The sequence below is a fragment of the Candidatus Litorirhabdus singularis genome, from assembly GCF_026262625.1.
Taxonomy (GTDB): Bacteria; Pseudomonadota; Gammaproteobacteria; order Pseudomonadales; family Halieaceae; genus Litorirhabdus; species Litorirhabdus singularis.
Genome location: NZ_SHNN01000002.1, coordinates 486,261 through 512,406, shown reverse-complemented (window position 1 = coordinate 512,406; position 26,146 = coordinate 486,261). Strand labels below are relative to the sequence as shown.

Annotated in this window: 19 protein-coding genes; 11 read left to right on the top strand and 8 right to left on the bottom strand. The window is 48.5% G+C overall.

Translation table 11 applies throughout. The features are described 5' to 3' along the window. Nucleotides 1-103: 103 nt before the first annotated feature. The 3 genes from EYC98_RS10655 (at nucleotide 104) to EYC98_RS10645 (ending at nucleotide 6,540) form a co-directional block, all read left to right on the top strand. A complete protein-coding gene (locus EYC98_RS10655) occupies nucleotides 104-4,171 on the top strand; it encodes a VanZ family protein (protein WP_279245326.1) in 4,068 nt (1,355 codons plus the stop codon). Between the two features lie 70 nt (nucleotides 4,172-4,241). Then, nucleotides 4,242-5,531 carry a hypothetical protein gene (locus EYC98_RS10650; RefSeq protein WP_279245325.1) on the top strand — a complete coding sequence of 430 codons (1,290 nt, stop codon included), beginning with the start codon at nucleotides 4,242-4,244 and terminating at the stop codon, nucleotides 5,529-5,531. A 100-nt stretch (nucleotides 5,532-5,631) separates the two neighbouring features. Continuing rightward, the gene (locus tag EYC98_RS10645; RefSeq protein ID WP_279245324.1) at nucleotides 5,632-6,540 is read left to right on the top strand and encodes a glycosyltransferase family 2 protein; all 909 of its coding nucleotides are present in this window, start codon (nucleotides 5,632-5,634) and stop codon (nucleotides 6,538-6,540) included. 186 nt (nucleotides 6,541-6,726) lie between these two features. Here EYC98_RS10645 and EYC98_RS10640 read toward each other — a convergent pair whose 3' ends face one another. Next, on the bottom strand, nucleotides 6,727-7,917 hold the full coding sequence (locus EYC98_RS10640; RefSeq protein WP_279245323.1) for a TIGR03087 family PEP-CTERM/XrtA system glycosyltransferase: 1,191 nt from the start codon (nucleotides 7,915-7,917) through the stop codon (nucleotides 6,727-6,729). Between the two features lie 239 nt (nucleotides 7,918-8,156). Here EYC98_RS10640 and EYC98_RS10635 point away from each other — a divergent pair, with 239 nt between their 5' ends. The 4 genes from EYC98_RS10635 to EYC98_RS10620 all read left to right on the top strand — a co-directional run bounded on the left by EYC98_RS10635 (nucleotide 8,157) and on the right by EYC98_RS10620 (nucleotide 11,850). Beyond that, nucleotides 8,157-8,408 (top strand): acyl carrier protein, encoded by a 252-nt coding sequence (locus EYC98_RS10635; RefSeq protein ID WP_279245322.1) that lies wholly within the window; start codon nucleotides 8,157-8,159, stop codon nucleotides 8,406-8,408. Next, complete coding sequence (locus tag EYC98_RS10630) at nucleotides 8,405-9,220, top strand: hydrolase 2, exosortase A system-associated (protein WP_279245321.1); 816 nt, start codon at nucleotides 8,405-8,407, stop codon at nucleotides 9,218-9,220. Before EYC98_RS10635 ends, EYC98_RS10630 begins: the two co-directional genes overlap by 4 nt. A 9-nt stretch (nucleotides 9,221-9,229) precedes the next feature. After that, a complete protein-coding gene (locus EYC98_RS10625; protein ID WP_279245320.1) occupies nucleotides 9,230-10,102 on the top strand; it encodes a hydrolase 1, exosortase A system-associated in 873 nt (290 codons plus the stop codon). Between the two features lie 74 nt (nucleotides 10,103-10,176). After that, nucleotides 10,177-11,850 carry a sulfatase-like hydrolase/transferase gene (locus EYC98_RS10620; protein ID WP_279245319.1) on the top strand — a complete coding sequence of 558 codons (1,674 nt, stop codon included), beginning with the start codon at nucleotides 10,177-10,179 and terminating at the stop codon, nucleotides 11,848-11,850. 40 nt (nucleotides 11,851-11,890) lie between these two features. Here the strand turns inward: EYC98_RS10620 and EYC98_RS10615 are convergent, their stop codons facing one another. From EYC98_RS10615 to EYC98_RS10600, 4 genes are all read right to left on the bottom strand, one after another. Continuing rightward, a complete protein-coding gene (locus tag EYC98_RS10615) occupies nucleotides 11,891-12,694 on the bottom strand; it encodes a hypothetical protein (protein WP_279245318.1) in 804 nt (267 codons plus the stop codon). Further along, on the bottom strand, nucleotides 12,691-13,668 hold the full coding sequence (locus EYC98_RS10610) for a glycosyltransferase family 2 protein (protein ID WP_279245317.1): 978 nt from the start codon (nucleotides 13,666-13,668) through the stop codon (nucleotides 12,691-12,693). The genes EYC98_RS10615 and EYC98_RS10610 overlap by 4 nt, the downstream gene beginning before the upstream one ends. Before the next feature lie 227 nt (nucleotides 13,669-13,895). After that, complete coding sequence (locus EYC98_RS10605) at nucleotides 13,896-14,633, bottom strand: tetratricopeptide repeat protein (protein ID WP_279245316.1); 738 nt, start codon at nucleotides 14,631-14,633, stop codon at nucleotides 13,896-13,898. Then, nucleotides 14,630-16,381, bottom strand: a complete 1,752-nt coding sequence (locus tag EYC98_RS10600) for an arsenate reductase/protein-tyrosine-phosphatase family protein (protein WP_279245315.1) — start codon at nucleotides 16,379-16,381, stop codon at nucleotides 14,630-14,632. Before EYC98_RS10600 ends, EYC98_RS10605 begins: the two co-directional genes overlap by 4 nt. Nucleotides 16,382-16,539: 158 nt before the next feature. Here EYC98_RS10600 and EYC98_RS10595 point away from each other — a divergent pair, with 158 nt between their 5' ends. Next, on the top strand, nucleotides 16,540-17,496 hold the full coding sequence (locus tag EYC98_RS10595; RefSeq protein WP_279245314.1) for a polysaccharide deacetylase family protein: 957 nt from the start codon (nucleotides 16,540-16,542) through the stop codon (nucleotides 17,494-17,496). 57 nt (nucleotides 17,497-17,553) lie between these two features. Here the strand turns inward: EYC98_RS10595 and EYC98_RS10590 are convergent, their stop codons facing one another. From EYC98_RS10590 to EYC98_RS10580, 3 genes are all read right to left on the bottom strand, one after another. Continuing rightward, nucleotides 17,554-19,440, bottom strand: a complete 1,887-nt coding sequence (locus EYC98_RS10590; protein ID WP_279245313.1) for an asparagine synthetase B family protein — start codon at nucleotides 19,438-19,440, stop codon at nucleotides 17,554-17,556. Nucleotides 19,441-19,525: 85 nt separating this feature from the next. Beyond that, nucleotides 19,526-20,812, bottom strand: coding sequence for a putative O-glycosylation ligase, exosortase A system-associated (locus tag EYC98_RS10585; protein ID WP_279245312.1), 1,287 nt, complete (start codon nucleotides 20,810-20,812; stop codon nucleotides 19,526-19,528). Nucleotides 20,813-20,867: 55 nt separating this feature from the next. Then, a complete protein-coding gene (locus tag EYC98_RS10580) occupies nucleotides 20,868-21,740 on the bottom strand; it encodes a hypothetical protein (RefSeq protein WP_279245311.1) in 873 nt (290 codons plus the stop codon). A gap of 561 nt (nucleotides 21,741-22,301) precedes the next feature. Here EYC98_RS10580 and EYC98_RS10575 point away from each other — a divergent pair. The 3 genes from EYC98_RS10575 to EYC98_RS10565 all read left to right on the top strand — a co-directional run bounded on the left by EYC98_RS10575 (nucleotide 22,302) and on the right by EYC98_RS10565 (nucleotide 26,125). After that, on the top strand, nucleotides 22,302-23,801 hold the full coding sequence (locus EYC98_RS10575; RefSeq protein ID WP_279245310.1) for an oligosaccharide flippase family protein: 1,500 nt from the start codon (nucleotides 22,302-22,304) through the stop codon (nucleotides 23,799-23,801). A gap of 642 nt (nucleotides 23,802-24,443) precedes the next feature. Further along, nucleotides 24,444-24,683: a hypothetical protein gene (locus EYC98_RS10570; protein WP_279245309.1), complete on the top strand. Its 240-nt coding sequence runs from the start codon at nucleotides 24,444-24,446 to the stop codon at nucleotides 24,681-24,683. Nucleotides 24,684-24,781: 98 nt separating this feature from the next. Continuing rightward, nucleotides 24,782-26,125: a class I SAM-dependent methyltransferase gene (locus EYC98_RS10565; RefSeq protein ID WP_279245308.1), complete on the top strand. Its 1,344-nt coding sequence runs from the start codon at nucleotides 24,782-24,784 to the stop codon at nucleotides 26,123-26,125. Nucleotides 26,126-26,146 lie beyond the last annotated feature (21 nt).

Genomic DNA, 26,146 nt, shown 5'->3' with positions numbered 1-26,146 from the left:
ATGGCATACTGGCTACCAACGTTTGGTCATCATGGGCCCGAGTCTTGATCATACTAATGGAATTAATCAGAGCCGTTTATCAAAGATGGCTGCAAGCGCAAATATGACGCATAAATCTACCGATGTGACCACGCTTGCTAAGTGGGGATTTTTGGCGACTTGTGTGGCCATTATTTATGGATCACTATTTCCGTTCGAATTCTCTACCGTCGCTGCCGCCAAACAATGGACGGCATTAGCAAGCACTGCGGCACGTGTTCCCGGGTTAGGCGACATTCTTGGTAACATTATTCTCTTTGTGCCGTTTGGGTATTTCGTCTGGCACCTGCCACACAATCTACGCGGCCTAAGCCTCGCAGTAGCCTGGCTGATAGTTGCCCTGGGCGCTCAGCTGGCGCAGATATTTGTCCCATTAAGAGACGCATCTTTATTCGACTTATACCCTAACCTTGTTGGTGCTTGCATTGGCTGGCCGTTAGCGAAGCGTTTCCCTCTGGCCCAATTGGCTAGCTCGGCTGGACGCTCAACGGCGCAGACTCTGCCACTAGTGATAGTTGTTTTCTGGCTTGCCTCCCAGCTGATTCCCTTTGTACCTACCGTGGATTGGAAGGCGTACAAAGAGGCATTAAAACCACTCTTTCTCACTCCGTCCTGGTCGATGACTGATTTCCTGTTGGAATACAGCGCCTGGATTTTGGTTTTCTACTGCGTTCGCTTCCGACTCGATAGAGATATACAGCTACCTTTACTGGCCGCAATCCCGATAGCGCTCTGCGTTGCTAAAGTAATTGTTATTTCTAATAGTCTATCGCTAACGACGACCACGGCTGTTTTCTTGGCCGCTGCTAGCTGGCCTATCCTGCAGGAGAGAGTTATACGAAAACCATATGCTCTGGGTATAGCTCTGATTGTTAGTTACCAACTTACAGCCCTATTCCCATGGACGTTAGCGGACTATTCCAAGTCATTTAGCTGGGTGCCCTTTTCGGGGTTTCTTGAAGGTTCTATGCTGACTAATTCAGCTGCATTATGTGAAAAGCTTGCTGTTTTTACCGCTGTCGCCTGGCTGCTGGGGAACGCGAAACAGTTCGCCACGCGCACAACGACGCTGGCGGTTGCGGCCAGCCTGTTTTTTACAGAACTTCTGCAAACACAGCTGCTAGCGGGTTCACCGGAAGTGACTGATGCGCTTCTGTATTCGAGCGTCGCCTATGCCGTGCACAGCCTGCATAATATTAAGACAATTGATGCTGATTTTGCCACGGGAGATACGTCAGTTGCCCCCGGGCTCCAAAGCCGAACTTTAGATAATTCCGGGATCAGCCATCCTTACATCGGCGGGCTGCCCGGTAAACGCAGGAGCGTAGCCATCGCGGTGGCCAGCTACTGCGCTGTTTTTTTATTCGCTACCCTCTTTGTATTGAATCAACCAGGGGTCCCCTACAATATACTGGAGCTGTTTCGTTTTGGCGGGAATGGTTTCGATATTTTCTGCCTCAGTCTGGCTGCACTGTCTCTGGGTGTCGGTTCAGCCTGGCTAGCCGCAGAACTGACTAGCACCAAGCAGTTATTTGTGCGCATTCCTCTGGCGCTACTGAAAGTCACCTTCGTGGTATACGTTCTGGTATTGCTTGCGGTGACGCGTGAGAGCATCTTGGATATAACAGGGTCGACTGTATTTTTGGAAGGCGTTATTCAGCAAGAGCTGCTCGGGCATTGGGGATTTTCACTTTTCAATACGATGGGCCCCGATAACCTGAACCCGCTTATCGAGTTTTTGGAACCGTGGGTTCGCTTTGCAGCACTTATAACACCATTGCTAATTTTCGGTGCAATTTCCATGTGGTTTTTCACCGGCATCAGCGGCGGGTTCTCCAAAGGTTATTCAGGCAAAAAAGTGGTCGCAGTGCTCATCTTCGGTCTGAGCTGTCTATATTGCAGTCAAGTTATTGTGTTGGACTGGGCCTCTACCGATAACCTGACGGAGCTAATTTCAGCCAAAGGCGATCATGTTTTTGGCGGCAGCTTGTTTTTATGCCTGCTTGTGGCACTTATTGCCTCGAGCGCTGCTGCCCTAGCGTTCACGTTAAGCCCTGAAAGACAGCTCGCTGTTAAGATGGCCCTATTAGTGACTATACTGTTAACGGTGCCACTGGGCTGGTGGCTGCTAAATCTTGGTCTTGAACAACAGGTCAGGAAATATGGGCTTGTGTTTTCGGGTGTCGACTTTTTGCTGGGCCCCGACAGGGAAACCAAACTTGATAGCGGCGCGCTATTTGCCAGATGGGCTGGTGTGCAAATAGTAATCACGGTAGGCCTGTGTTTTGGAATGACGGTCTTCCAGCGGTGGCACCTAGCGGGGAGTAACGCGTTGCCAGAGCAAGACGATTACACAGAGGAAAGTTCGCTTGCCGTCCAAAGCCTGCAAGTGCGCGACGAGGCAGCCAGCGACTCAGCGGCGGATGCCATTAGGCAGCCTGCGATTGATGCGGCTGTATCAGGCGATACTGAAATATTAAAGCTTAACCTTCATCTTTATCAGTCTAATTTTCTGACGCTTGTTGAAAAGCGACTGGGTATCTCGCCCCCACTTTTGTGCGCAGAGTTAATTGCAATAGCCGCCAGGCGTAAGCACCTGGAGGATTCAGTCCTTAACGAATACCGCGGCAGCGATGTGAGTTACTTCAAGCTACGCAAGAAAACGGGCAGCTGGACCCGCTATGAACTCGAACTGGATGCAAACGCTATAACCGATCTGGACCTATTGGCGCAGCGCACTAAAGAGACACCTTCGTATACATTACGTCATCTCATCGATGAGCACATCGCGCATTTGCGAGAACAGGTGCGGTTAAGAAAAATGGCGCTGTCCCTCTGGGAGGCATTCGTTACTTTTTTATGGCATCAGCGAAAAGCCTTGGCAGCGCTAGTTCTGGCCGGACTGTTGATACTGCCGTTTTGGCTGATGAGCGGTGGCTCCCCCACAGTTATCAGTGCACCCGAATGGGCTGGCCGCAAAGGCACCATCGTTTTTGATGGTCACAGCCATACCAATTTTTCTGATGGCAGCCTCTCACCGGCCGAGTTAGTTAAGCTAGCAGTGGACGGTGGCTGCGATGCCTTGGCGATTACCGATCACTCTGATGCTAAGACCACGGTTGACACGCGCCAGTTGCAGGAATTTGCCACACTCAGGTCAATGTACCCTGATTTTCTGTTGTTAGGCGGCGTTGAACTCAATATGCCGTCTTACGGCGGGCGCGAGCATGTAAACGTGATTGTTGATCCTAGTAAGGAATCCAGTGTTTTGCCAATGTTGGCTGCATTGGCAGAAAACACCAGCGAGGACGCCCAGGGTGATGTGGCGTTACTGACAGCGATTGCTAAATACCGGAGCCAAGAGGTCCCCCTGCTAGCGTTTTATAATCACCCCTCACGCAAGGCTGGTAGTGCCGCAGAAGTGACCCAAAACTTTTTGCGCTGGGATCCACAAGGGAAAGTATTCAATGCCATTGCCGGCGCACCAGGGCACCAGAATGCCAAAGTGTTAGGAAGTTACCGTGAGCCGGAACTTACCGTAGATCACTGGGACCCAGCTGCCGCAAGTGTTGGCGGCGTCTGGGATCAATTGCTGACACAGGGGTACAACGTTGGCGGCGCTATCGCTTCCTCTGATTATCACAATGACAAGTTGGATAAGGGCCCGTGCGCGTTTTCCAGAATTCACGTCTCCGTGCCAGAGTATTCTTACAAGGGGCTGATACAGGGGATGCAAGCCGGCACCTACTGGTCTGATCATGACGGCATACTGGATGCTCTGAAACTGACCCTTGAAATCGATGGCTTAGAAACCCCGGTTCATCCCGGCTCGGTTATCCAGTTGGTTGAAACTGAGAACACCGTATTGGTCAGTATTTCACTGCGGCGCGGTAAAGCCAGCATCAACGATCCATTGACCGCTGAGATAATAAGTAATTGCAGCACGGGACGCCCTGAGATTGTTTACGAAGGCGTTTTGGTCGCCGAAGAGGCGTACCACACCGGGGCTTTTAGGGTGAGCAACGCAGAGAGCGAGCTGGAAAGTTGCTTTGTACGGGCCAGAGTACGGCTTTATTACCCACTTAAAGACGACTTGCTCGCCTATACCAATCCAATAAGGCTATTGTTTTGATGGAAGTTGGAAGTTGGAAGTTGGAAGTTGGAAGTTTTCAGTCTGCTGCGCCGTCGGGGTTTGAACTGCCGTGAATATATCTTCGAGCAAAAATCGCTTTCAGATTGTATACCCATGCCTGGCCTTGGTGCTATTTTCTATTGTCGGTTGTGAGCAAGAAACTCCCGAAGATATGTATATTTCGCAGCGAACCTTTGAAGAACAAGTGGGCACCCGTTTTACTCTACCAAAGTCCTACATTTTCACAGCACCCTTTGTAGAAAATATAGAGCTTAACTTTCCTGCCAGCGCTGAAGCGATATGGGGTGCAGTAGGCCGCGATGACAACGGCAATATTTACCTTGGTGCTTCCAGCCACGCCGGGGAAAACGAAACAGCTTTTCTGGCGCAATATAAACCTAGCTCCAATAGCCTGGTGCAACAAAGTGATACTGTCACTGAACTAAAGCGACTGGGTCTGCACAGGCCGGGTATGGGCCAAAACAAGCTGCATTCAAAGTTTTACCAGGCTGATGATGGCTATCTCTACTTTGCCAGTTTTGATGAACAAGGAGAAAGTTCGGATGTCAATCCAACCTGGGGCGGTCACCTATGGCGTAAACGTCCTGAGGATACTAGTTGGGAACATATACTCGCAGCTGACGAGGCATTGATAGCGATTAATCTCTACCGTAATTATGTATATGCACTTGGTTATTGGGGGCATGTGCTCTACCAGTTCAACATTTATACTGAGCAGGTTGAACGTATTGTTGTTGGCTCAGTTACTGGGCATATCTCACGTAACTTCCTGGTGGACCCGAAGGGGCATGCCTATGTACCGTATGTAACTATCGACACGGATGATATTCCGACAGCTGTTCTCAATGAATACGATGTAAATCTCAATCTGGTCGGTGCCTACCCAATGCCGTCCTATAGGGCCATGAGTATGGATAGCCACCACGGTATCATAGGCTACACCAGCATGAAAAATGGGGATTTGATTTTTACAACCAGTGATGGCGGCCTCTACTATTTGGACGTTTTTGCAAACACCAAGGATAAGCTCACCTATAGGGGCAGAATACATACGAAGGGCGGCGCCTATATACCCTCACTATTCCCTCTCGATGGCAGCAACTACGTAGCGATCATTGGACGTGCGCCGAGAAGTCAGAATTATGATCTTATTATTTTTGAAATGGCCACTGATCTGAACAAAAAAATTGAGCTAGGATTAAGTGATGCGAAAGGTACTTTGTTGTACGGAACTTCAACAAAAGACGACTTCGGAAACATGTATCTTGTCGGAAGGGGCCATGATGAGAAAACGGGCAACATGGTGCCGATTCTCCTCAGTATTTCGTTAACGGATTAGTGTAAATAATGACGGTAGAATCGATGCCGTTTTTTGTAGAACAGAGCCATGTATAGCATTAGCTTAAATGGCGATCAGGTTAATAAACTAGGACTCAGATGTGGTTGCTAAAATCATCGATTATCTTCGTAAAAATTTTCAATATTTGAGAAGTAAAAATCAAATTAGGAAACTAAGCGACTATGTTATTTCCAATGACAAAAACGAGATTCGACTATTTGCCATTGCCAAGAATGAAATGTTACGTTTCCCATTCTTTCTGGAATACTATCGAAAACTTGGTGTTAACACTTTCTTCATACTTGATAATAACTCTGATGATGGGTTGACTGAATATTTATTGAAGCAAAAAGATGTCCACCTTTTTCACACTAAAGAGTCGTATACATATCAATTAAATTGGCGGTTATTTTTGCTTAACAGCTTCGGGCAAGGCCATTGGTGTGTAACCGTTGATGCGGACGAGCTAATGGTTTTTGATCATAGCGAAAAAAGAGGATTGCTTAGTCTAATCGAGGAATTGCAAGACGCTAATGCGAACTGTTTAAGGGCTTTATGGATTGATATGTACTCTGATAAAGCGATACGGGAGGCTGATTATAATCAAGGTGAGAGCTTTTTTGAGGCTTGTCATTATTTTGATCGTGAAAGTGCTACCAAAAGTGTGAATGAGCGAGTTTTTGGTTGGAGAACTGAGTGTGATAAAACCCCGCTGGTTAGGTATCAAAAGGGTTTATATATAGACAAAGGGTTTCATCGTGTTAGCGGTGAAGCGCGTTACGCTGAAGCACGCTGTGTTGTTTTTCACTTTAACTATTTTTCAGATTTTATTGATAAATGTAAAAGGGAATCTGGTAGAGCAGTTTATTTCGATGGTGGAGCTAAGTACAAACGTTTCATGAGAGTTCTTGAACAAGAGCCTCTAATCTCTCTTCACAACTCTAAATCAGTTAAATATGAAAGCTCAGAGCAGCTAATAGAACTCTCATATATTATTCCAATAAAGTGATTTTACTTGTAGATTATCAATGGATATAGCTAGGTTAAAACGCAAATATAGGTAGAAGAAAAATGTAAAACCAGCGTTTTAAATAGTGTCGAAAACCTATTTACTTTAGGATCTGATAAGAGCACGGCCGTCCTGTAATAACTCAGCCTAGACGGGAAAGTTCAGATTAACCAGCTAAAAATTCCTTTACTCTAGAAACTTCGCTAGTTTGGCCAGGTTGCTGGGCCAATCATAGTGATTGTCTATCATTGTTCGGGTTGGCTGACAGTATTTCCTGGGCGCCGCCAGTATCCTGCAGCACTCCTCAATCATCTCCGACGAGCTATCAGCAGCATGCACATCTTCCAGGTGTTGGCAGTTTATGCCAACCAAAGCGTCCCTGGTCGCCACTACCGGCAACGCCATAGCCATAGCCTCCAGCGCCTTATTCTGAATGCCTCGGGCGATTTGTAAAGGTAGACAGGCACACCAGGCATACTTGAGATATGGCCGCACATCGTCAACCGCACCGGTTACGGCAACTGCAGGGTGCCTGGCCAGTTCCAGAACACGGTCTGTGGGTTTCATGCCAACGATGTAGAAACGAAAATCAGGGTCGATCTTGAAAAGTGCAGGTACCACACGCTCGCAGAACCAGACTACCGCATCAATATTCGGCAGGTAATCCATGACGCCGGTGAAGACGAAGGCTTTCTCTGATGTGGTATAGGGATTGGAAAAATTCAATTCAGGGTCAAAATAGGCAGCGTCGACGCCCTGCAGACGATAGTGTGTCTTATGTGCGCATTCAGGCGCGCGCTTTTTGAAAAGGTTAGCTTCGGCTTCAGAGATAAAAGACGTCACATGTGACCTGGTGGCTATGGCACGCTCGAAAGTCAGCAGCTTGTTAGCCTCTCGTCCATAGATGTAACTTAGCGGCCAAACCTTGGCGTGTGAGTAATTTCGCCATTTCTCGCTATCGACGTCTTCGCAATTGAAGACTATGCGAGTGCTGGCGGGCACAGCAGAGGGTAGATACTGGCCCATAGCGCCGCTGTAGATGAAGATTGCATCCGGGGCTTCGCTGTCAATATCGCTGGACACCCATGATAAGAGATCCTTATTGTTATAAAAGGCCTCTGTGAAAGACGTTCCACGAAAAAACCCCTTCATTATCGCGGCTGCTTTAGTGGAATTTTTGAGCCCTACAAAGCATGAATTCTCGCACATAGCTTTGACCGTATCAGTATATTGCCAGTCGTCAGGGTCATCGATAAACGTGCCCAGATGCACCCGCCAGTGCTGCGAGAGATACTTGAGAATATTATAGGATGATATCTTGTCCCCCTTGTTTGGAGGATAAGGCAGGCGATGCACCAGAAACAGTAATTTCTTCATCCTGCCTCAGTGGTCGCTATAGTAATATCTTGCCTGCGATTAGTCTGCCGCATACACCGTCCGGAGAGCTGTGAGTTAGATCAATGAGAGGTTATTATGCATGCTACCGTAGACACGGTGTAGCAATAATCTTCGAAGATTAGGAAGGAGTTGTGACAGGCTTCCAAGTTTTTTAAATCAGTTATGTAGGGCACTGACTATAATCCATTATCATGAGTGAAGTTTTTGGGAAACACCCTATGCCACAATCTCTCTCGTTAGCGATAGAAATAATCTGTGCCAGCTTGCAGCTGAGTCGGCCAGAGGTCGATATCACGGCGAACACACCGCTGATGGGCGCATTTCCAGACTTCAATTCACTGACTATTATGTCTATCGTCAACGCAATCGAGGAACAACTCGGCTGCGAGATTGAGGATGAAGAATTGACCGCTGAGCTATTCGAGTCTTTTGGTACTGTGGCTGCATTTATAGACAGCAAACTGTCATGATCAGCGTGTCCCCCAAGTTTATGGCTACCGATGCTGGTCAGCTGTTTACGCTGCATTTTCAACCACAGCACCCACCTCGCGCTTTGATTATCCATATTCCTGCCTATGGCGAAGAGATGAATCGCATGCGGCACATTTGTCTCCAACAGGGCGAAATGTTTGCCAGAGAAGGCTATTACTGTATCTCTATTGACCTTTACGGTACGGGGGACAGCAGCGGTGAACTGGCGGATGCTACCTGGGCAGTGTGGAAAGCCGGGGTGATTTCGGTCATTAATAGCGTGAATCCACAGCGAAACCTAAAAACCATACTCTGGGGTACGCGCCTTGGTGGGTTACTAGCGGCGGACGTAGCAAATAGCGAGCCTGATGACTGCGATGCACTGTTACTATGGCAACCCGTTACCGCGGGCAGAGCTTACATGACTCAGGTTTTACGACAACGGGTGGCAAAACTTGTCGACAGAGGAGAAAAACCCGAGACCACTAAAGAAATTCGTGAGAATCTCGCGGCAGGTCAGAATGTTGAGGTTGGCGGCTATGTGCTCGGTGGCAAGCTGGTGGCCGAGATCGACCAGGTTGAACTACTGAATATGCCTGCGCTAAAGGGCAAGGCCCTGCATTGGGTAGAAAGAAGCATCACCGCAGGCGGCGCTGCTACGCTTGCCAGAACACGAGTCGATGAATATCTCAGGGCGTCAGGCAACGCGGTGGAGATTGTAGAGCTGGACTTCCCGCCGTTGTGGGAGCTGCCCAGGCGCGCTGACATGAGCCAATTGTTAGCCAGCACTACTGCCCTGCCCCTGGCGTAAACTGCAATCATGACCGAACTGACATTCTCTTTTCCCTGCAATGATGAACAGCTGATAGGGATAATCCATTTGCCAGAGCAATGCCGTAAAACCGGTATCTTGATGCTGTCTGCCGGCGAACTGCAGTATCGCGCGGGTTGCGCACGGCAACTGGTGACCTTCGCCAGGAAGTTTGCGCGGCGCGGTACGGCGGTTATGCGATTTGACCAACGGGGTATAGGTGATAGTGTCGGCGACATGGGTGTCTATCAGGACCTGGGGCCAGATATTAATACCGCGATAGCGCAGTTCCGCGCCCAGGTGCCGGGTTTGGAAACAGTCGTTTTATGGGGAGGCTGTGACGCGGCAGCGGCTATTATGATCAATGCCCACAGCGATCCGCAGGTATCTGGCTGGATACTCAGCAATCCCTTTCTTGCTACGGATAAGGTCAAAGCAATCGTATCAAGACAGCAGCTTCTGCAAAGACTCTTGCAGCCTGACTTCTACCGTAAGCTGCTAGTTAAACGGTCGTTAATAGCAGCATACTTGCGAACCGCAATAGCTAGGCCGTTCAAAAAAAGGAGCCCAATGACTGGGGCCGGAGAATCCTCTGTGGCAGCACCCAAAGCTGTAAAAATACCGGCGGACCTGCCCATAAAGATGCAGCAGGGTCTGGCGGACTTCAAGGGTTCTACTTTGCTTGTCATGAGCGAAAGAAGCCTGGTGCGGCAGCAGTTTGACGCGTTCACAGCGCGCCATAAGCGATGGAAGACCGCGCTGCGGTCCCCCGATGTCACCAGAGTTGACGTTGAGTCTGCCGACCAGACATTTTCCACACCGGCCGCTCAGCAAGCATTTATTGCTGCATCTATAGAATGGTTGGAGGCAGGCGGAAACTAGTGCAATTACCTGAAGCCAACAGGGGTTTAGTCCCTGCCGCAACAGCGACGCACATCGACAGGTTAAAAGACTAGGTGTACCCCTATATCAAAACCATTCTCTTCGCGCTGGCATTGGCACTAGGCTACGCACCTCTACTACAGCGCATACAGAGCTTTGAAGGGGTAGCTGGCCTGCTGGCCTATTTAGTATTAGTGGGATTGGTTATTTTTGGTGTCATTCTGGGCGCCCTGAGCCGTTTGTTCCTGGTAAGGCTGGCCTGGGCTATTTTGCTCTCTGGTGGCGTGCTGTTCGAACTGAGCTATTTCCATGTCATGGCCGATCACCTGACCTATGACGCCTTTCTTGAACTGTATGCATCGCGCAATTTCCTGGGCGATGCCATGCAGCAGTATGCGCAGCCACTGCTCGCGAGCTTGCCATGCGCCGCTGCATTATTCGCAGCGATACTTATGTCTCCCGCGCGATCTATGCGGCCGGGTGAATCCCGTATTGCAAGTTTTTTGAGCGTTATAGGTCCTGCTGGCGTGATTTTGGCTTTAAGCGTGCTGCTGTTTGCACGCGGTGGCTCTGGTGCCAGCGCCCTACCCTTTGGCATTCCCGTTTATGCGTTTTTTTCTCTGGCCGTCTATGAAGAGGTTGTGGACCCGGATGTAGCCCGCCTACCTGTGACAATACCCAGAACCGGAGATACGTTAGCGGGTGACCTGGTGTTGATCATCGACGAAAGCCTGCGTGGCGACTACCTGGATATCAACCATCCACGTGGCGTTGATTCCGGGCTACAGGAAAATTATCCCGGGATAGAAGTTCTCAATCTGGGGCTCTCTGTTTCCGCCACCAACTGCAGTATCGGCAGCAATATGATCCTGCGTTTCGGCGGTAGGCGGGACAATTATCGCGAGCACCTCAAGTCAATGCCGTCTATATGGGAGTACGCCGCCAAGGCTGGGTTGGCAACGGTGTATATTGATGCGCAGTCAGAACATCGATTCTTTAATGGCATGACCGATGAGGAAATCGCACACATCGGCAGGATCATTCAGTTTCATGGGGTAGAACCGCTATATCGTGATATCGAGGCCGGCAAAGCATTGAAAAAACTCTTAGCTGACGATGTCCAACAGCTTATTTTGGTCAACAAGCTGGGCCCGCACTTTCCTATTAATGACAAGTATCCACCAACGTACGCCAGGTTTCAGCCCAGTCTGCCCACTGGTTCCTTTGTCGACACAGCCGTCAGCGGCAGGATGCCTGAATTATTTTCAGGACAATGGGATCTTTACAAGAATTCATACAAGAACACTATTGAGTGGACCGTAGGGCAGTTTTTTCGTGAACTTCTTACAGATCTGGAACTGAATCAGACTCTGATCTTTTACACGGGAGACCATGGCCAAAGCTTTCATGAGCGCGGTGAGCCCGGTTTACGTTCGCACTGTACGCCTGGGGCAGTGCCTGCAATGGAGGAAGGCGTGGTGCCTATGGTGGTTATCGGCGGCACGGCACTCAACCCTCAGCTGCAAGCAGTGCTGCTGAAAAAACACAACGCCAGTAGCCACTATGCGCTGTTCCCGACATTACTTGAGGCATTAGGATATGACTCTGAGCAAGTCGAAGCGGTGTACGGTCCATCGCTACTTAGCCCGTTAGAAGACCCCATGACATTTAACTCACGCTTCAGAGCGCGTCTGGGCCTGTTGCCGGTCTGGAATCGCGTAGACATCAATGAGTTGGTCAGTCCGTAATGCTATCGAGCATCAAACATCAACTAAGGCTTACAGCTGGCTAATCGTTGGTAACAGCCATAGCTGCGCCGCGGACTAATTGGCTGCGAACTGAGAAGTACACGGTATTCGCCTGCGCCAATAGATCGTCTGCAACCTTGATCGCCGAGTAATCTGAGCTGCCAGGCACAATCTTGCCCTGCAGCAAATTACTGGAGTGATCCCCAGCTCTGGCGGCTCCGGTCCGAGGCTGTACTTTATAGTCGTTGCTCAACGGCTGTTCCAGTTGCAACCATTCGGAAATCGTATCTAGGCAGCGAGCATTGTCATCGCGCAGACATTGCGCATCAAAGTAGTAGTAGCCAACTTGCGCGCGGTCAGCAAGCTTCTGCAGCTCTAGTAAACGCTCGCAGTAATAACGAGCGGCCAGCTCTGGCTGACAGTAGTCATGGGAGGGGTCAATATCACGCCAGAGTTTGACGATACTCGGTATGGTCTGTTCTGGATTCCGCAAACAAAAAAACAGGCGAGCATGGTTATCTGTAAGAAATAAATCGTCCACTGTGTGCTCTGAGTGCAGTATTTTGTCGAACATGTAACGGCCCTGAGGCTTGACTGGGTGGTCAGCGAAATGCAGTAGCTTCTGTCGCCAGAGGCTCTTCCAGGAATAGTAGCCAATATGCATTTCGTAGTAGCCTTCGATCTCAGGGCTGGCGCCCAGCAAATGGCCAAAAAGACTGGTATTGGCGCGCATATGGCTAAACAGGAATATTTGTTGGTAGCGCCCCAGGGTGCGTGGGTGCTTGATAAGATTCAACCATGGCTGAATGCTCGGGGGGGCTGTATTGGAGCTTGATTCGGTCACCTCGACAGGCTCCGCAGACGCAAGTAGTAGCAATAAAGCCGCCACTTCACGCTGGGTAGCGCGGCGAGAGCCTGACGCGCATACCATGAGGCTAGTTTGAAATTGGCGTTGGCAGCGAAGTCTTCCGCTATGGCTTTCATGACCCATCCCTTTCCGATCATGCAAAAATCGCGGATGGCTTCTTTGCTGGCGAAAAGAGCGCCCTTGTCATAAATTTGTAGCTGATAAAGACGCTTCTGGTTGGCGGAGACAATCGTAGACATGTTACTGGCGTCGTTGTGATTGGGTATATGGTGCCTGGATACATAGGCGGGGTTAAAGAGGATTTTGTGTGCGCTATCGATTGATCTTATAAAAACATCTCGATCGTTCTCGTAGCGGATATTTTCATCAAGCCCCTTGATACGATCAAACAGCTCTCTTTTGAAAATTGAGCAATTCAGGTGCGCAAACCCTGGGCTGGTAAGCAAAAAGGGAACGTCAACTTCGGTACTCATTTCACTGTCTTGAGGCTTGCCAGCGAGCTGGTCATCAAGATAGTCGAGCCAGACGTGCTTGGTGTTCTCAGAGCCATCGAAAAAGAACGCTTTCTGGTTGGTATAGTAGAGCTCAACCTCGGGTTGCGCCGACAAGGAAGCGTGCGCCCGGCTCAGATGCGCTGGGTCCGTCCAATAGTCATCATCATCCAAAAAGCCAATGTACTTGCCTGAGCAATGCGACACTCCATAATTCATGGCATAGCTTTGACCGTGCCCGTTGGGACGGTTGGGTAAATAAAGAAATGTAACGGCTGGGTAAACAGCTTCCAGCGCTTTGTAGGCATCCAGGCTTGCGCCAGTTGAGCCATCGTTGACCACTATCACTTCTTTGTCTTCAAAAGACTGCACCAACACCGAATCCAAGGCCAGCTTGAAAAGCTCGGCTCGGTCGCGTGTTGGAATGATAAGGGAAAAGTAAGCTGAAGCAGTTGTCATGTCTATATGGCACCCGTGGTTATGTCATGTCGCGCCACCGGTGTGAAACCGGCCAAGCGTGATAACTCAGCTATGGCGCGAACTTGGCTTTTACAGATAAAGCACTATTTTGCATGAATCCAGGATAGAAATGGAAAGAGATCGTTAGTTTCTCAGGCATTTGTGAGGCGTTTCACGTATTTCCCGCCATAGCGTGCCTGCACGCAGTAGGCCGATTGGGAGGCGCCCTACTCCCAGTGACCGGATCGCATCAACTTGTTTTTCAGGCCGGGTAACGGATAACCCAACTTATAAGCCGCTTTGGCATGTTGGAGTGATAGGTCATACATACCCTTCTGGTGGTAATTGAGGCCGAGGAAGTAGTGGATCTCCATGGATTTCCCCTCCGTCGCGCTATTGCCATTCTCCAGCACAGCAATGGCCGCGCTCAGCTTATCCTGGTCACGCAGAACCAAAGACCACTGTAAGTACGGCGCCTCATAGGCTGGGTTTGTGTCCGTAAACGGGCTTACCAGAGCGATAGCCTTGTCATACTCCTCCTGATAACGGTATATCTGCGCAAGGCTCACGGCGAAATAGGCATACCAATTATTCTGGTTAGTGGTTTTGGACAAGGTGTAATTATGGTCAGATATTGCTGTTTTTATCTCTCGATTACGCTCCGAACTGCTTGCTGCGGTGCGCGCTCTATTGAAGTGAACTTGCCCAGCACAGGCGTGATGCATGTGTAGCCAGAGCGACGGACCCATCTTGGCCTTCCAGGCCGATACTGTTGCGCTGTTGACTCTGCCGCGATACTTGCTCTTGGCGCCGGCGTTCGAAGCCATGTATCTGGCCCTGCATTGATCTGACCAGGCCAGCCATTCGGCTTCGGTTGGTACAAAATTAAGGGCCGTTGCAGGGAGTGCAAAGAGACCGAGCAGCAGCACCGTAAACAGCCGTCGAATACTATTCCCATTGATCATAAGTTGTCCTCCCTGATACTGACGATATTGCCAATACTGTCAGATATTTCATTGAAGCAGTTTTCGTAAGCCTTGGAAACCTTACCGTAAGGGTCTGCTATTTCGCAATTGTCAGCGCCGGCTTGTTGCTTCATCAACCCTAACAGAAAAACCTTATGGCACTGGTCAGGGTATTGCTGCTCAATTTGTTTGATATGGCTGACTTCCATTACCAATACTACGTCAGCACCTTGCAGCATATCCCGGTCAAGAATGCTGGAAGCCGACGGCCCAAGGTCTATACCTTTTAACCTTGAGGCCTTCTGCATTTGCGGATCTGCCGGGCGTCCCTCAGCCTCGTGAAAACCTGCAGATGCTACCGAACAATAGCCTTCAGCCGCTTTAGCCAGAAAGACGTATTCTGCCAATGCGCTGCGATTGATATTACCATAGCAAACAAAGAGGATACTTTTTGACGACTTTAGCGCTTTTACAAGCTGCTTCCGCTTGCCTGCCCTGCCATGTCTAAAGCGCTCAAGCTTATCAGCGGCAAGCGATGTCAGTCGCTCGGCATACGTTCCGGCTATACGGCCAAGATCGACAAGCCCCGGTTTGATATCTGCCAGGCTTTGTACGTCAAAATACTGGTTGCGACCAAACATAGAGACCAGTGTTTTAAGTGCCTCTTTCTTATCCGGTACTTCGACAAGGCCTCGCGTATCTGCACCTCTTAGCACAGTCTCTGTCCACAATAAGTCATTATCCAGGCGCCTGCATATCACACCTCGCTGGTAGTGAGGTAACGAGTCTGCAGCAAGGTCGTCTTGATATAAGGCCAGCAGCAATCGCGGAAAGTCCGCGCCAGACGCTATGGCCAGTGGCAGCGAGCCCCAAAATCTGCCATTGATCTCCATAAGTCGATACTCGCCAGTGCCAGCGTCGTGCTTAAATTCTACCATCGCCACACCATGCCATTGCAGCGCCTTTAATAGCCGAGCAGAGGCATCTAACAACACCGAGTCAATATCCACACTTTGCCGTAACGTGCTGCCACCGCCCGTCAACGGCAGCTCATGCAGGCGTTTGTGCTGGAAGGCATAGATAACGTCACCGTGAGCTGCCAGTACCTCTATACCAATGCCATCACCGCGGAAGTACTCTTGCACAATTAACGAGCCATGTTGGCAGAGATCACGTGCCTTTGGCATGAACTCTGCCGCGTCCAGCGCATAATCTACGCTGATCTGTTTTGCCGTCCCGCCTCCAGCGGCCACTGAGCGCCCCGGCTTCAAGACCGCCGGGAAAGTGATGGTGGTTGGCACATGATCTATCGGATCACCCTGCTCGATAACGTTACCCCTCGGTACCGGGATATTCAGGGACTCTGCCAGCTGAAAGGTTTTCTGCTTATCGAGCGCGACTTCCAGGCTGTTCTGATCGGGCATCGCAATTCGGCTAATATCTTCCAAGCTGGCCCGATGCTTGTGCAGCGCAACCATGCTGCGCTCAGTGACGGGAATGACAAGGTCATAATGATGTTGCAACTGCCATTGGTTGATGGTGCTGACAAAATCAATTTCATCACACAGAGGGTTGGCATAGTGCAGTATCTGTGAGACATGGCGACTGTAACCGGCAAGTGGTGCCGAGTGATAAGCAGCTACATCTACCTGTACGCCTTGACGGCCGAGTGAGCGCACTATCGCAACGCTGTGCGGCATATCGCCGTCCAGTACCAGGACTTTTGTTCTTGATCGCTTGGAAACCATTGTTATTGCTGGCCTGTTTCAATACATCGTATGATACAGGTGCGCCCTTTACCGACAAACCGCATACCCTGTTATCACGGTTTTCGGGTGACATTTTTTGTGTTTATGTGAGCCAGTACTTATAAAGCCGCTAGATCGAGCCAACCGAGGAAAAATAGTTGCTACATCCTTCTATAGTAAAGCCGCTACATAATCTGATGGCCTCGGGGGTAAATGGGGCCAAACTACAGATTCTGATTTACCACCGGGTGCTGCCATGCAAGGACCCTTTACAGCCTAGCGAGCCGGATACTCAGGAATTTGCCTGGCAAATGGACATTTTGGCGCGCTATTTCAACGTTCTGCCATTGGAGGAAGCTCTTCTCGCTCTGCAGAACGATGACTTACCGCCCAGAGCGGCGGCGATAACCTTCGATGACGGGTACGCTGATAATCTCCATCTTGCTCTGCCAATACTCGAGGCTAAAGGCGTGCACGCGACCATATTCGTTGCGCCCGGTTATCTGGATGGCGGAATTATGTTCAATGACCGGGTGCAGGAGAGCTTGCGAGACTACAACGGGTCAGCACTTGATTTGTCAGAGCTGGGTTTGGCTGAACCCCTGTCATTGCATGATGCACAATCGCGGCGAGCGGCGATCAATACGGTCATTAATGCGATCAAATATCTGCCGCCAGCGGCTCGTACAGAGGCCGCCAGTAAAATCGTGGAGCTCACCGGTGCGGCAATACCTGAAGATCTCATGTTATCAACAGCTGAACTAAAAACCCTTGGTACGGCCAACGTGACTATTGGCGCGCACACCATGAACCACCCCATTCTTGCAACGCTGGATGAACACGCCGCCAAGGCGGAGATTTACGACAGTAAGAAACGACTGGAAGAGATACTGCAAAAGCCGGTGAGCCTGTTCGCATACCCTAACGGCATGCCCGGTAAGGATTACACCCAGACGCAGGTGGAAATTGTGAAATCGGCGGGTTTCTCAGCTGCTGTTAGCACCTCGACTGGTTACTCCAGTCGTAACAGTAATATGTTCGAACTTAACCGATTCACGCCTTGGGACAAGACACCGGGCAAGTTTCTTTTGCGTTTGCTGAAAAACTATATCTAGCGTTGGTGCAAGCTCAGAAGTTTATTACCTTGAATACCCGCCAGCTTTGCAGCAATATCAGTCCTCGATTTTAAAGGGTAATTCGCTTTTGGAATCGTATTCCCGTAACCAGTATTCCAGTGACAACAGTACCCAGACAAATTCACCATAGTAGGAGGCGTGCGAGTCCTGATGTAATACGAGAATACGAGCAAGAGCATCACTATTAAAGATACCGCGCTTTGCTAAACCGTCGAAGGCGTTTTCTGCCATTTTTTTCAGGTCGGGGTTCGACTGCATCCACATACCAAAAGGTAGGCCGAAACCGTGCTTCCCTTTGTTGATAGTTCTTTCTCCGAGAAACCCCCTGACGCCATTTTTATAAAATGCTCTCAAGGTATTAGCTTGCATTTTCGCAGAGGACGGTACCCGGCATGAAAGATCCACTACCTCGTCATCCAGCATCGGGTAGCTCACTTCAACTCCAGCCAGATGACACATCTCTGACACCTTACGGATGTCGTTATCCGCAAGGGTGTACTGCCAATCTAGATACAGCATTCGGTTTAGCGTGCTGGCATTCTCAGGCTGACTAAAAACCTGTCGCTGCAGCTGCAGAGGGTGTTCTCTGGAAATCTGAATTTCGAACTCTTCAGTAAATAGCCCATCAAGTTCCTCTCGATTAAGAAAATTGTACCTATGTTGTAGTCGGTCGGGCAACGGAACGTTGGCCTGCTCAATATAACTCTGCGATTTGCTAAACAGACCGATACTAGACGGAAGCCAATTTATGATTGGTGTTAACAGCGTGTCGCGAATCAGGCCAGGCAAAATCCTATAATATTCAAATACCCTTTGCTTCAAATATCGCTCATTGCCGGCGAACAACTCATCGCCACCATCGCCTGCCAACAAGAGCTCTATACCTTGTTCCTTAGCCATACGCGCACAGCAGTACGCCGGTACAGCTGAAGAATTGCCGAAAGGTTCCTCGTAAGACTGGGAGATCAGAGGAGCAATATCTGAGATATCCTGCGGATTTGTATAATACTCATGCAAACGCGTATCGAATCGTTCTGCGGAGTACCGCGCATACTCTACCTCGTCATACCCCGGCTCATTGAAACCGATTGTTAATGCCGGCGATAACCCTGATGAAATTTCAGTTAGTAAGCCGCTGACAGTAGAGCTATCGAGGCCGCCACTCAGAAAAGCACCGACTTTAGCGTAGTCTCGTCCTTTACACGCTTTATCTACAGCAGAGCGCAATGCTGGGACAAGATCGGTTTGTAATCGCTCAACGGAGTCACTGCTCTCGGCAAACTCAGGGGCCCAATGCCGTTTTACTTCGCATGTATTAGTGTTTGCGCTGAATTTTAGGTAACTGCCTGCGGGAAGCTTATAGATATCTTGATATATTGTTCCCGGTGCCGGCACCATATGAAAATACAGGTAGTCATATATTGCTTGGGGCCTTATAACTCGATGAATTTTGGGGTGCCGCAGAAGACATTCCAATGAATCAGAAAAAACCAATCCATCTCTCGTTTCAGAGTAGTAGACCTGTCGGCGTGAAAAACGATCGACCGCTAAGACAACCTCGTTTTTTGTCTCATCCAAAATAGCCACTAGGAATTCGCCTGATGCGTCACTAAGGAAGGCTTTATTATCGGATAGATAGGCCTTGGAAATGCAATTGGCGACGTCATGGATAGAGCTGTCACTAGATGAACCTTGGTGAAGCCAGGTTGGACTCCCCAAGCACATTACTGTTAAGGCTGCATCCTGAAAATTTTTGGTAGAGGCGCACTGTCCCGCCGACAGGTGCGATTTCTCTGAGTAATGTCTGCAGGTAACTTTACTATCTTCAGTAGCCATGGAAGAAATAACAGCTTCGCGCTGAGCTTCACTGCGCGGGCTATTATCCCAAAACCCAAAAAAGCTAGAATCTAATTTATTTAACATATTGCAATCCAGAGTTGGGCTGTACGTTACATCTGCTAGCAGACCTGCAGCGCATGAGCATAATTGCCGGCAATACAAATACAGGTCATGTTGGGTATTTTGTTGTGAAGTCTGGCACAACTTTCTTGGGTGTCGACTCCGATCGTCGATTTTTGTACTGATGTGTGCTTAAAAACGCGATAGCGACAATGTGCCAGGGGAGATCAAAATAGGCCAAACTAAGAAATGCGCCCCCTGATAGGTACGCGATAAGGCTGACCTTGAGCATCTTAGCCAGCTGAAAATAGCGTGCATCTTCTGGGGAATTTCTTGTCTGCTTTGCCAGAGAAGAAAGGTTTCTCCAAGTAAGAGCAATAATCGTCATGAACATGATGAAACCGGGCCAACCATGCGCCGCTATTACGCTGAAATAAATACTATGAGAAACATAGGCTTTAGGGACTGGTTTATAGTAGTAAGCGTATGTCGCTTTAGAAAATGAGTTAAAGCCACCCCCCGTCAATCTCTGACTGGCAACGGCAGCGCTATACCTCCACGCATCCAGGCGGCTGTTGGCGGAAGAGTCCTCTTCATAGTTGTCAATCGTCCCCATTCTCTCGTGCCAGGAGGCAGGCATAAAGTTAAAAGCAGTCACCGCAAGTACAAAAATAGCGGCACCAGTTACAAATTTCGACTTGGTTTGCCACCAGTAATAGGCAGCCACGGCGATCGTAGCGACCAGTGCCCCTCGGGATTGAGAGCCGAGCGCAGAAAAAAAGCTGAGCAAAACAGCCGCTTTGAGTCCTAACCGTATCCACCGATCAGTATTGATATTGTGTAGATAGATCATTAACGGAATTACAAGCAGAGTGGCAAGTGCCATGGCGTTGTTTTCGAAGATCCAACTGCCCCCAGGGCCCCACACCCGGTAACTACCCGCGGTGGCAAGAGTAAATATACCGCCCTTGACACTATAGAACCCAATGGATAAACAGATCGTCCAGATCAGCAAGTCGATACGCTTTTGATCTGTCATCACGACGATTGTAATAAGTGTTAACAATTGAACTTTGACCACGCGTATATAGTAAACAAACGCTCGGTCCTCATAGATTGCAAATATCGTGGTGATCGTCATCCACAGTAGGAACGCTATCCACACGCCCATAACACCATCCATGGGCAACTTCTTACTTTCCTTACTGAACAGTAGTGAGGCGAAAAGAACGATAGCCACCAACTGCGCAAATGGGAAGTCATACGCAAACCCCCAAGTAAGGCGATGGGGATTCATGTAGCTGATCCAAGCCCATGCTAACACGCCTATATAAGGACGCCTGAGGATAAATGGGAGGCTACCAAATATCAAAAGTGTAACAATGATATCTCTCATGATTAGATATTTGCCACCTCAGCGAAGCAAACGCTTGAGAAACGGCGCTCATGTATCATAGTGCGCTCTCTATGGTTTTCTGTCTTGATATATAGGCTTCAGCCAGCTCTCGATAAATCCCACCGTCATACCTATTGCTACCGATAAAGTGAATCACACTCGTTTTACCAGAAAAATCGGAGGCTCTAAGCTTCGACCCTATTGCTATCTCAGGGAATCCAAAGTTCTGATATTTCGGCCAGGGTAGTATCTGAGGTGCCAACGTCAAAGAAATCATTACGTTTGAAGCAAGCTGTTCCGATCCCCACTCACACCATTTATGACTTCCCAATCGCGAATCCATCTCGTCAGAAAACTGCTGTAGCGTCGATACCGTACTTCCGCCTTTGGGAAAGCCCGTAAAAGCGGCACACCCACGGCAATAGTATTCAAGTTCGATAGACTCTAGCGTTGAGAGTTGCCGCTCGCCTAAGGCTTGCACATGCTCGGTATCCCATCTGTTGGCAAGCATCGCCATGTAGTCGGTGTGAACCGCCTTAGCGAACATTGGACCGCCTATTGTAAATGCGCCGTTGTCTCGTATCGCCTGGTCCACCTCTGTGATTACACCCAGCGTCAGCGTATCAGTATCTACTTGCACTACGTATGAATGTTCGCTCAGACGGAGTATGTGGACCAGTCTCTCCCAGCAACCTCCGCGAGGACAACTACCGACATCAATTTCAGAAATATGAACAATTTTCAGATGTTGGATCTGAGAAGTAAGAATCTGATAGTCCTGCGGCGTAAGTGATCCATCATCAATGAGCTCAACTCTACCTCGCCTAATCTGGCTCAAAAAACTATTGATTGCCAGCAGTGTCATGTCGACGGCATCATGATAGACCAGGGAAACGATCACCAGACTCGGATCGTGTTTACTCTCCACAGGAGCCAGGTCTCGAACCTTGCTGGACGCGCGATCAAACCTGTATCTGGCAAGTGAGTTTCTAAATCTGTGCATAACTTGGCTTACTCAAAACTCCAGCCTAAATGGGTAGTCTAGTTACCATTGAGCTAAAGACTACCTGGATGTGATTCCCACGCCCCTAGAACCAAACTTCAGTCACAGCGGGCAGGGTGGTAACAAACAGTAAATTAAACTTACGATGAATCCCAGCGGATTAGCCAAATAAACACTTTAGCTGTGAAGCTACTCACAGAAAAGCCAAGTAAAGCACTTAGCTAGGTACCCGGATCACCATCTTTACCGTTCTGGACGTAAACCATGAAACAGGAGAGCAACTCACATATCTACAACCTTAGAATCGCAAGGTATATGATGACTAAGTTTGAAGAACGTATCACAATTTCCGAAGATTCCAGCGCGATCCTGAGGTAATCGCATCACTAAACATGGTACCGTCCTATCAATGTATTAGACGTACACCGCAAACTTTGTCACTCGTTTTCCAATTCTAGTTGCCGATAAGACGCATGGGCTGGGCAAATGGAAGGTACCAAATCCCAATTTCTGGATGCTATGACCAATAATTCAATCATGCAAAACGCTTCTTCGTTACTAGCAGCGAAGCTGATAGCTCGTGCGCTTGGCCTGCTAAGCACGCTTATTGTAGCAAGGATTCTCAGTCCGGATGACTATGGAATAATTGCAGTCGCCATGATCGTTCAAGAACTGGCCATGAGATTGCAGAGTATAGGCTTCGCAGCCAATGTAATTTCCTCTAGTGACGATTCTGATGAGTTTTATTCTTCTGTTTTCCTGGGAAAGATACTACTTTGTCTGCTTCTTTCACTTTCAATTTTTTTCTCAAGCGACTATCTAGCCGACCTGCTTAATTCTGCAGACTCGGCCGTAGCGTTGAAAATTATCGCTTGGGTCCTGGTGATCGAGTCGTGCGCCAATTTCAATCTGGTTCTGTGCTCGAAAGAAAAAAACTTCAGGCCTAGCATCTACAGCCAGGTCGGGGCCAAGCTAATATCTGTGGTTAGCACTATTGCTCTGGCGATCTGGCTAGGGAATTATCTGGCCCTTGCAATTGGGATGGTAATTGCCGCTGTGGCGCAGCTAGGCCTTAGTTACGTGTTCGCCCCCCCTCGAGTTCCGCTAAAGTTAAGCTTTACAGGAATTCTTAAGGTTTATCGTTACGGATTTTGGTATTTCGCTACTCAAATGGGCGATTTCCTAAACGCAAAATTGGGGCATATCTTCGTAGGTCGATACTTTGGGGCCGCCACATTGGGGCACTTGGCTATGGCTAGCAGCCTAAGTTCAATATATTATTCGGTGATCTGCTCTTCAGTGGACAAAGCCAATTTATCCCAGGTCGTCGAAGACATCCACTCAAAGACCGGAGATAAACAGTACGCTGGAACCATTATTCGAGCCAATATGTCGTATATTTTTAAGATAAAAGACATTTTGATCTTGCCCGTGCACACAGTATTTATCGTTTTTTCTGATCTCATAATATCTATGCTTCTGGGCCCGAACTGGACTAGCACTGCACCAATGTTCTCCATCATATGCCTGGCTGCGATAGTCTCAGCATACACTGGCACCTACACCACACTGATCAGTGCACTTCGCGAACCACAGTATCTAAGCTATTGCATGCTAATACGCCTTGCAGGGGTAATAGCATCTGTACTGATTGGCTACCAAACAGAGAATATTTATTACATGCTCATTGGGAATGTATGCACGGGGCTGGCAATTTATTTGTATCTAAACTATATATTTCATACGCGATTTCAAGTAAATCTAATGGTCACAAACTTGCAATCCACTCTTCAACTATTTGGTAGCCTTTGCGCCGCATATTTATTTTACCAAGTCTTTCAAACTGACTCGGTAGCCTTGATTTGCTATGCAGGTACGCTTGCCAGCTATTTGGTCATGAGAGCGTATCTTTTCCAAGATCAGGTTTTGCTGGAAATGTACGAACACGCTAGATTATTTCTTACTAGAAAATCTAAACATGCGTAGTTGTCATTCTTCTGATCGCTGAAGTAGAAACGCGAATGCGTTTTTTTTCACCGTCGTCAATTGGACAAGAGTCCTGTGAGGCCAACTCTGGTTATACAATGCCAGAAAATTCCCGATTTCGGACCCAGCATTGACCGTCGTCGAGGACCGAAGTGCGTTCAATTATTCTCCCCTTTGGCTGGTTGTATACTGGTGCTCGCCAAAGTTGGCGACTGCGTGCCAAAACCTAGTTATTCAAGCGTTTACAAAATTGTGCCTTCTGGAGGGCCTACTTGCGACTTACATTGGCAAACCTTAAACCTTAAACCTTAAACCTACGCACCAGCTCTAGTGCTGCTCCTATTTGGTTTTCAGAGTCCTGCTCCTTGTTGACGCTCCCTCTCTGTGTAAGCGTAGTAGTCATCTCCCTTTATTTTAATCTCAAGCAGCAGGGGGCGAAAAGTGATGGGGCGCTCCAAATTTCTTCATAAATCGGAAAATGGGGTCAAAACAATGCCACTTTGTGAGCTAGTTCCTGTTCAAAGCTAGAGTTTAGCGGTAAAGTTCAGCAGTCTATAGATTCGATTGGCGGTGCGAACCGGCCAAGCCTACCAAGCCTCAGCAAAATGAGCAGATTTTCGCGCAGTAAATGAAGGGACGGCTATGAAATCAAAAATAGATCAAATAATAATTGGTGTATCTACGCTGTTTTTTCCGTCTTTAGCGTTCTCCTATCTTGACCCTGGGACTGGGAGCATGATCCTTCAGAGTCTAATAGCCGTGATTGCTGTCTCTTGGTTTGCCCTAAAGACATATTGGTACAAGATAACGAGCTTTTTTGGTGGGAAAAAACCTGCTGATCTTTTGGAAGAAGATGAGTCAGAGACTAAGCAATCAGATTAATTTTCAACCTAAGACTAATTGAATAGGTGCCGCTTCTGTCCAAGAACTCAACATCAACGGGTAGGCTCGATTCATCATTCAGAGATCCAAGTGGATTTGTGTTTTCCCATGAAGGTAGCATTTACCGCCAAATAAATGCGGCTGGTCGGGCCAATTATGATCAGTTGATGCAAACCGGGCTCTACAAGCAGCTAATTGAAAAGAATCTTCTGATCCCTCACACTGAAATCTACGATTCCACTGAACTGTTGCCTAAACACGCATACAAGATTATTCAGCCGTCGCAGTTACCATATATTTCCTATCCCTACGAATGGTGTTTCAGTCAGCTTAAAGACGCTGCAATTCTCACGCTGAAAGTACAAGCGAACGCGCTCAAATTTGGGATGTCCTTGAAGGACGCCTCTGCTTATAACGTGCAATTTCTCGACGGACGCCCATTTTTCATCGACACACTATCTTTTGAGAGTTACCGGGAAGACACACCTTGGGTAGCTTACAAACAGTTCTGCCAGCACTTTTTGGCGCCGTTGGCATTAATGGCGTACACGGATATAGAACTGGCCAAACTATTGGTAACGAATATCGATGGAATCCCCCTCCCCCTTGCCAGCAAATTGCTGCCCATGAAAACACGGCTGAATCTAGCACTTACGGCACACATACATTTACATGCAAAACTACAAGTAAACTACGCCAGTTCAGAGAAAGGCAGTGAAGGGAAAAAAACTGCTGGGCTTTCCCGCAAGGGCTTGCAGGCCATGGTTCAAAACCTTGCCAATGTGGTTAACAAGCTGGAGTGGAAGTTACCCAATACAGAATGGGGGGATTATTACCAAAACACTAACTATAGCGATAAGGCCGCCGATAACAAACGTGCCATTGTTCATAACTACCTTCAACTCATTCCAGAAGAACTCAATCTAGTCCAAGACTTGGGAGCTAATACCGGAGTGTTCAGCCGAGTCGCCGCGACGCATTGCAAGCAGGTGATATCGCAGGATATTGACCCGGTCGCCGTTGAGGCCAACTATCGAGAGGCAAAAAAACAAGGGCCATCAAACATAACTCCACTGATTCAAAATTTGTTTGCTCCGTCCCCAAGCATCGGGTGGAAAAACTGTGAGCGCGATTCATTTACCAAGCGGGCTCAGTGTGACGCACTCCTTGCTTTGGCACTAATTCATCATATTGCGTTAAGTAACAACGTACCGCTCGAGAATATCGCGGAAATGTTTGCAGGTATTGCGCGGTGGGTTATTCTGGAATTTGTACCTAAATCGGACTCACAGGTAGAACGCTTGCTAGCGACCAGGGAGGACATATTTCCTGACTATACTGAAGAGGGTTTTGAGCGTTCGATTGACGCCTACTTCACCGTGATTGAAAAACAAAAAGTTAGCGGTAGCTGCAGGGTTCTGTATCTACTAAAACGACACTAGTATATCGATATAACGAATTCC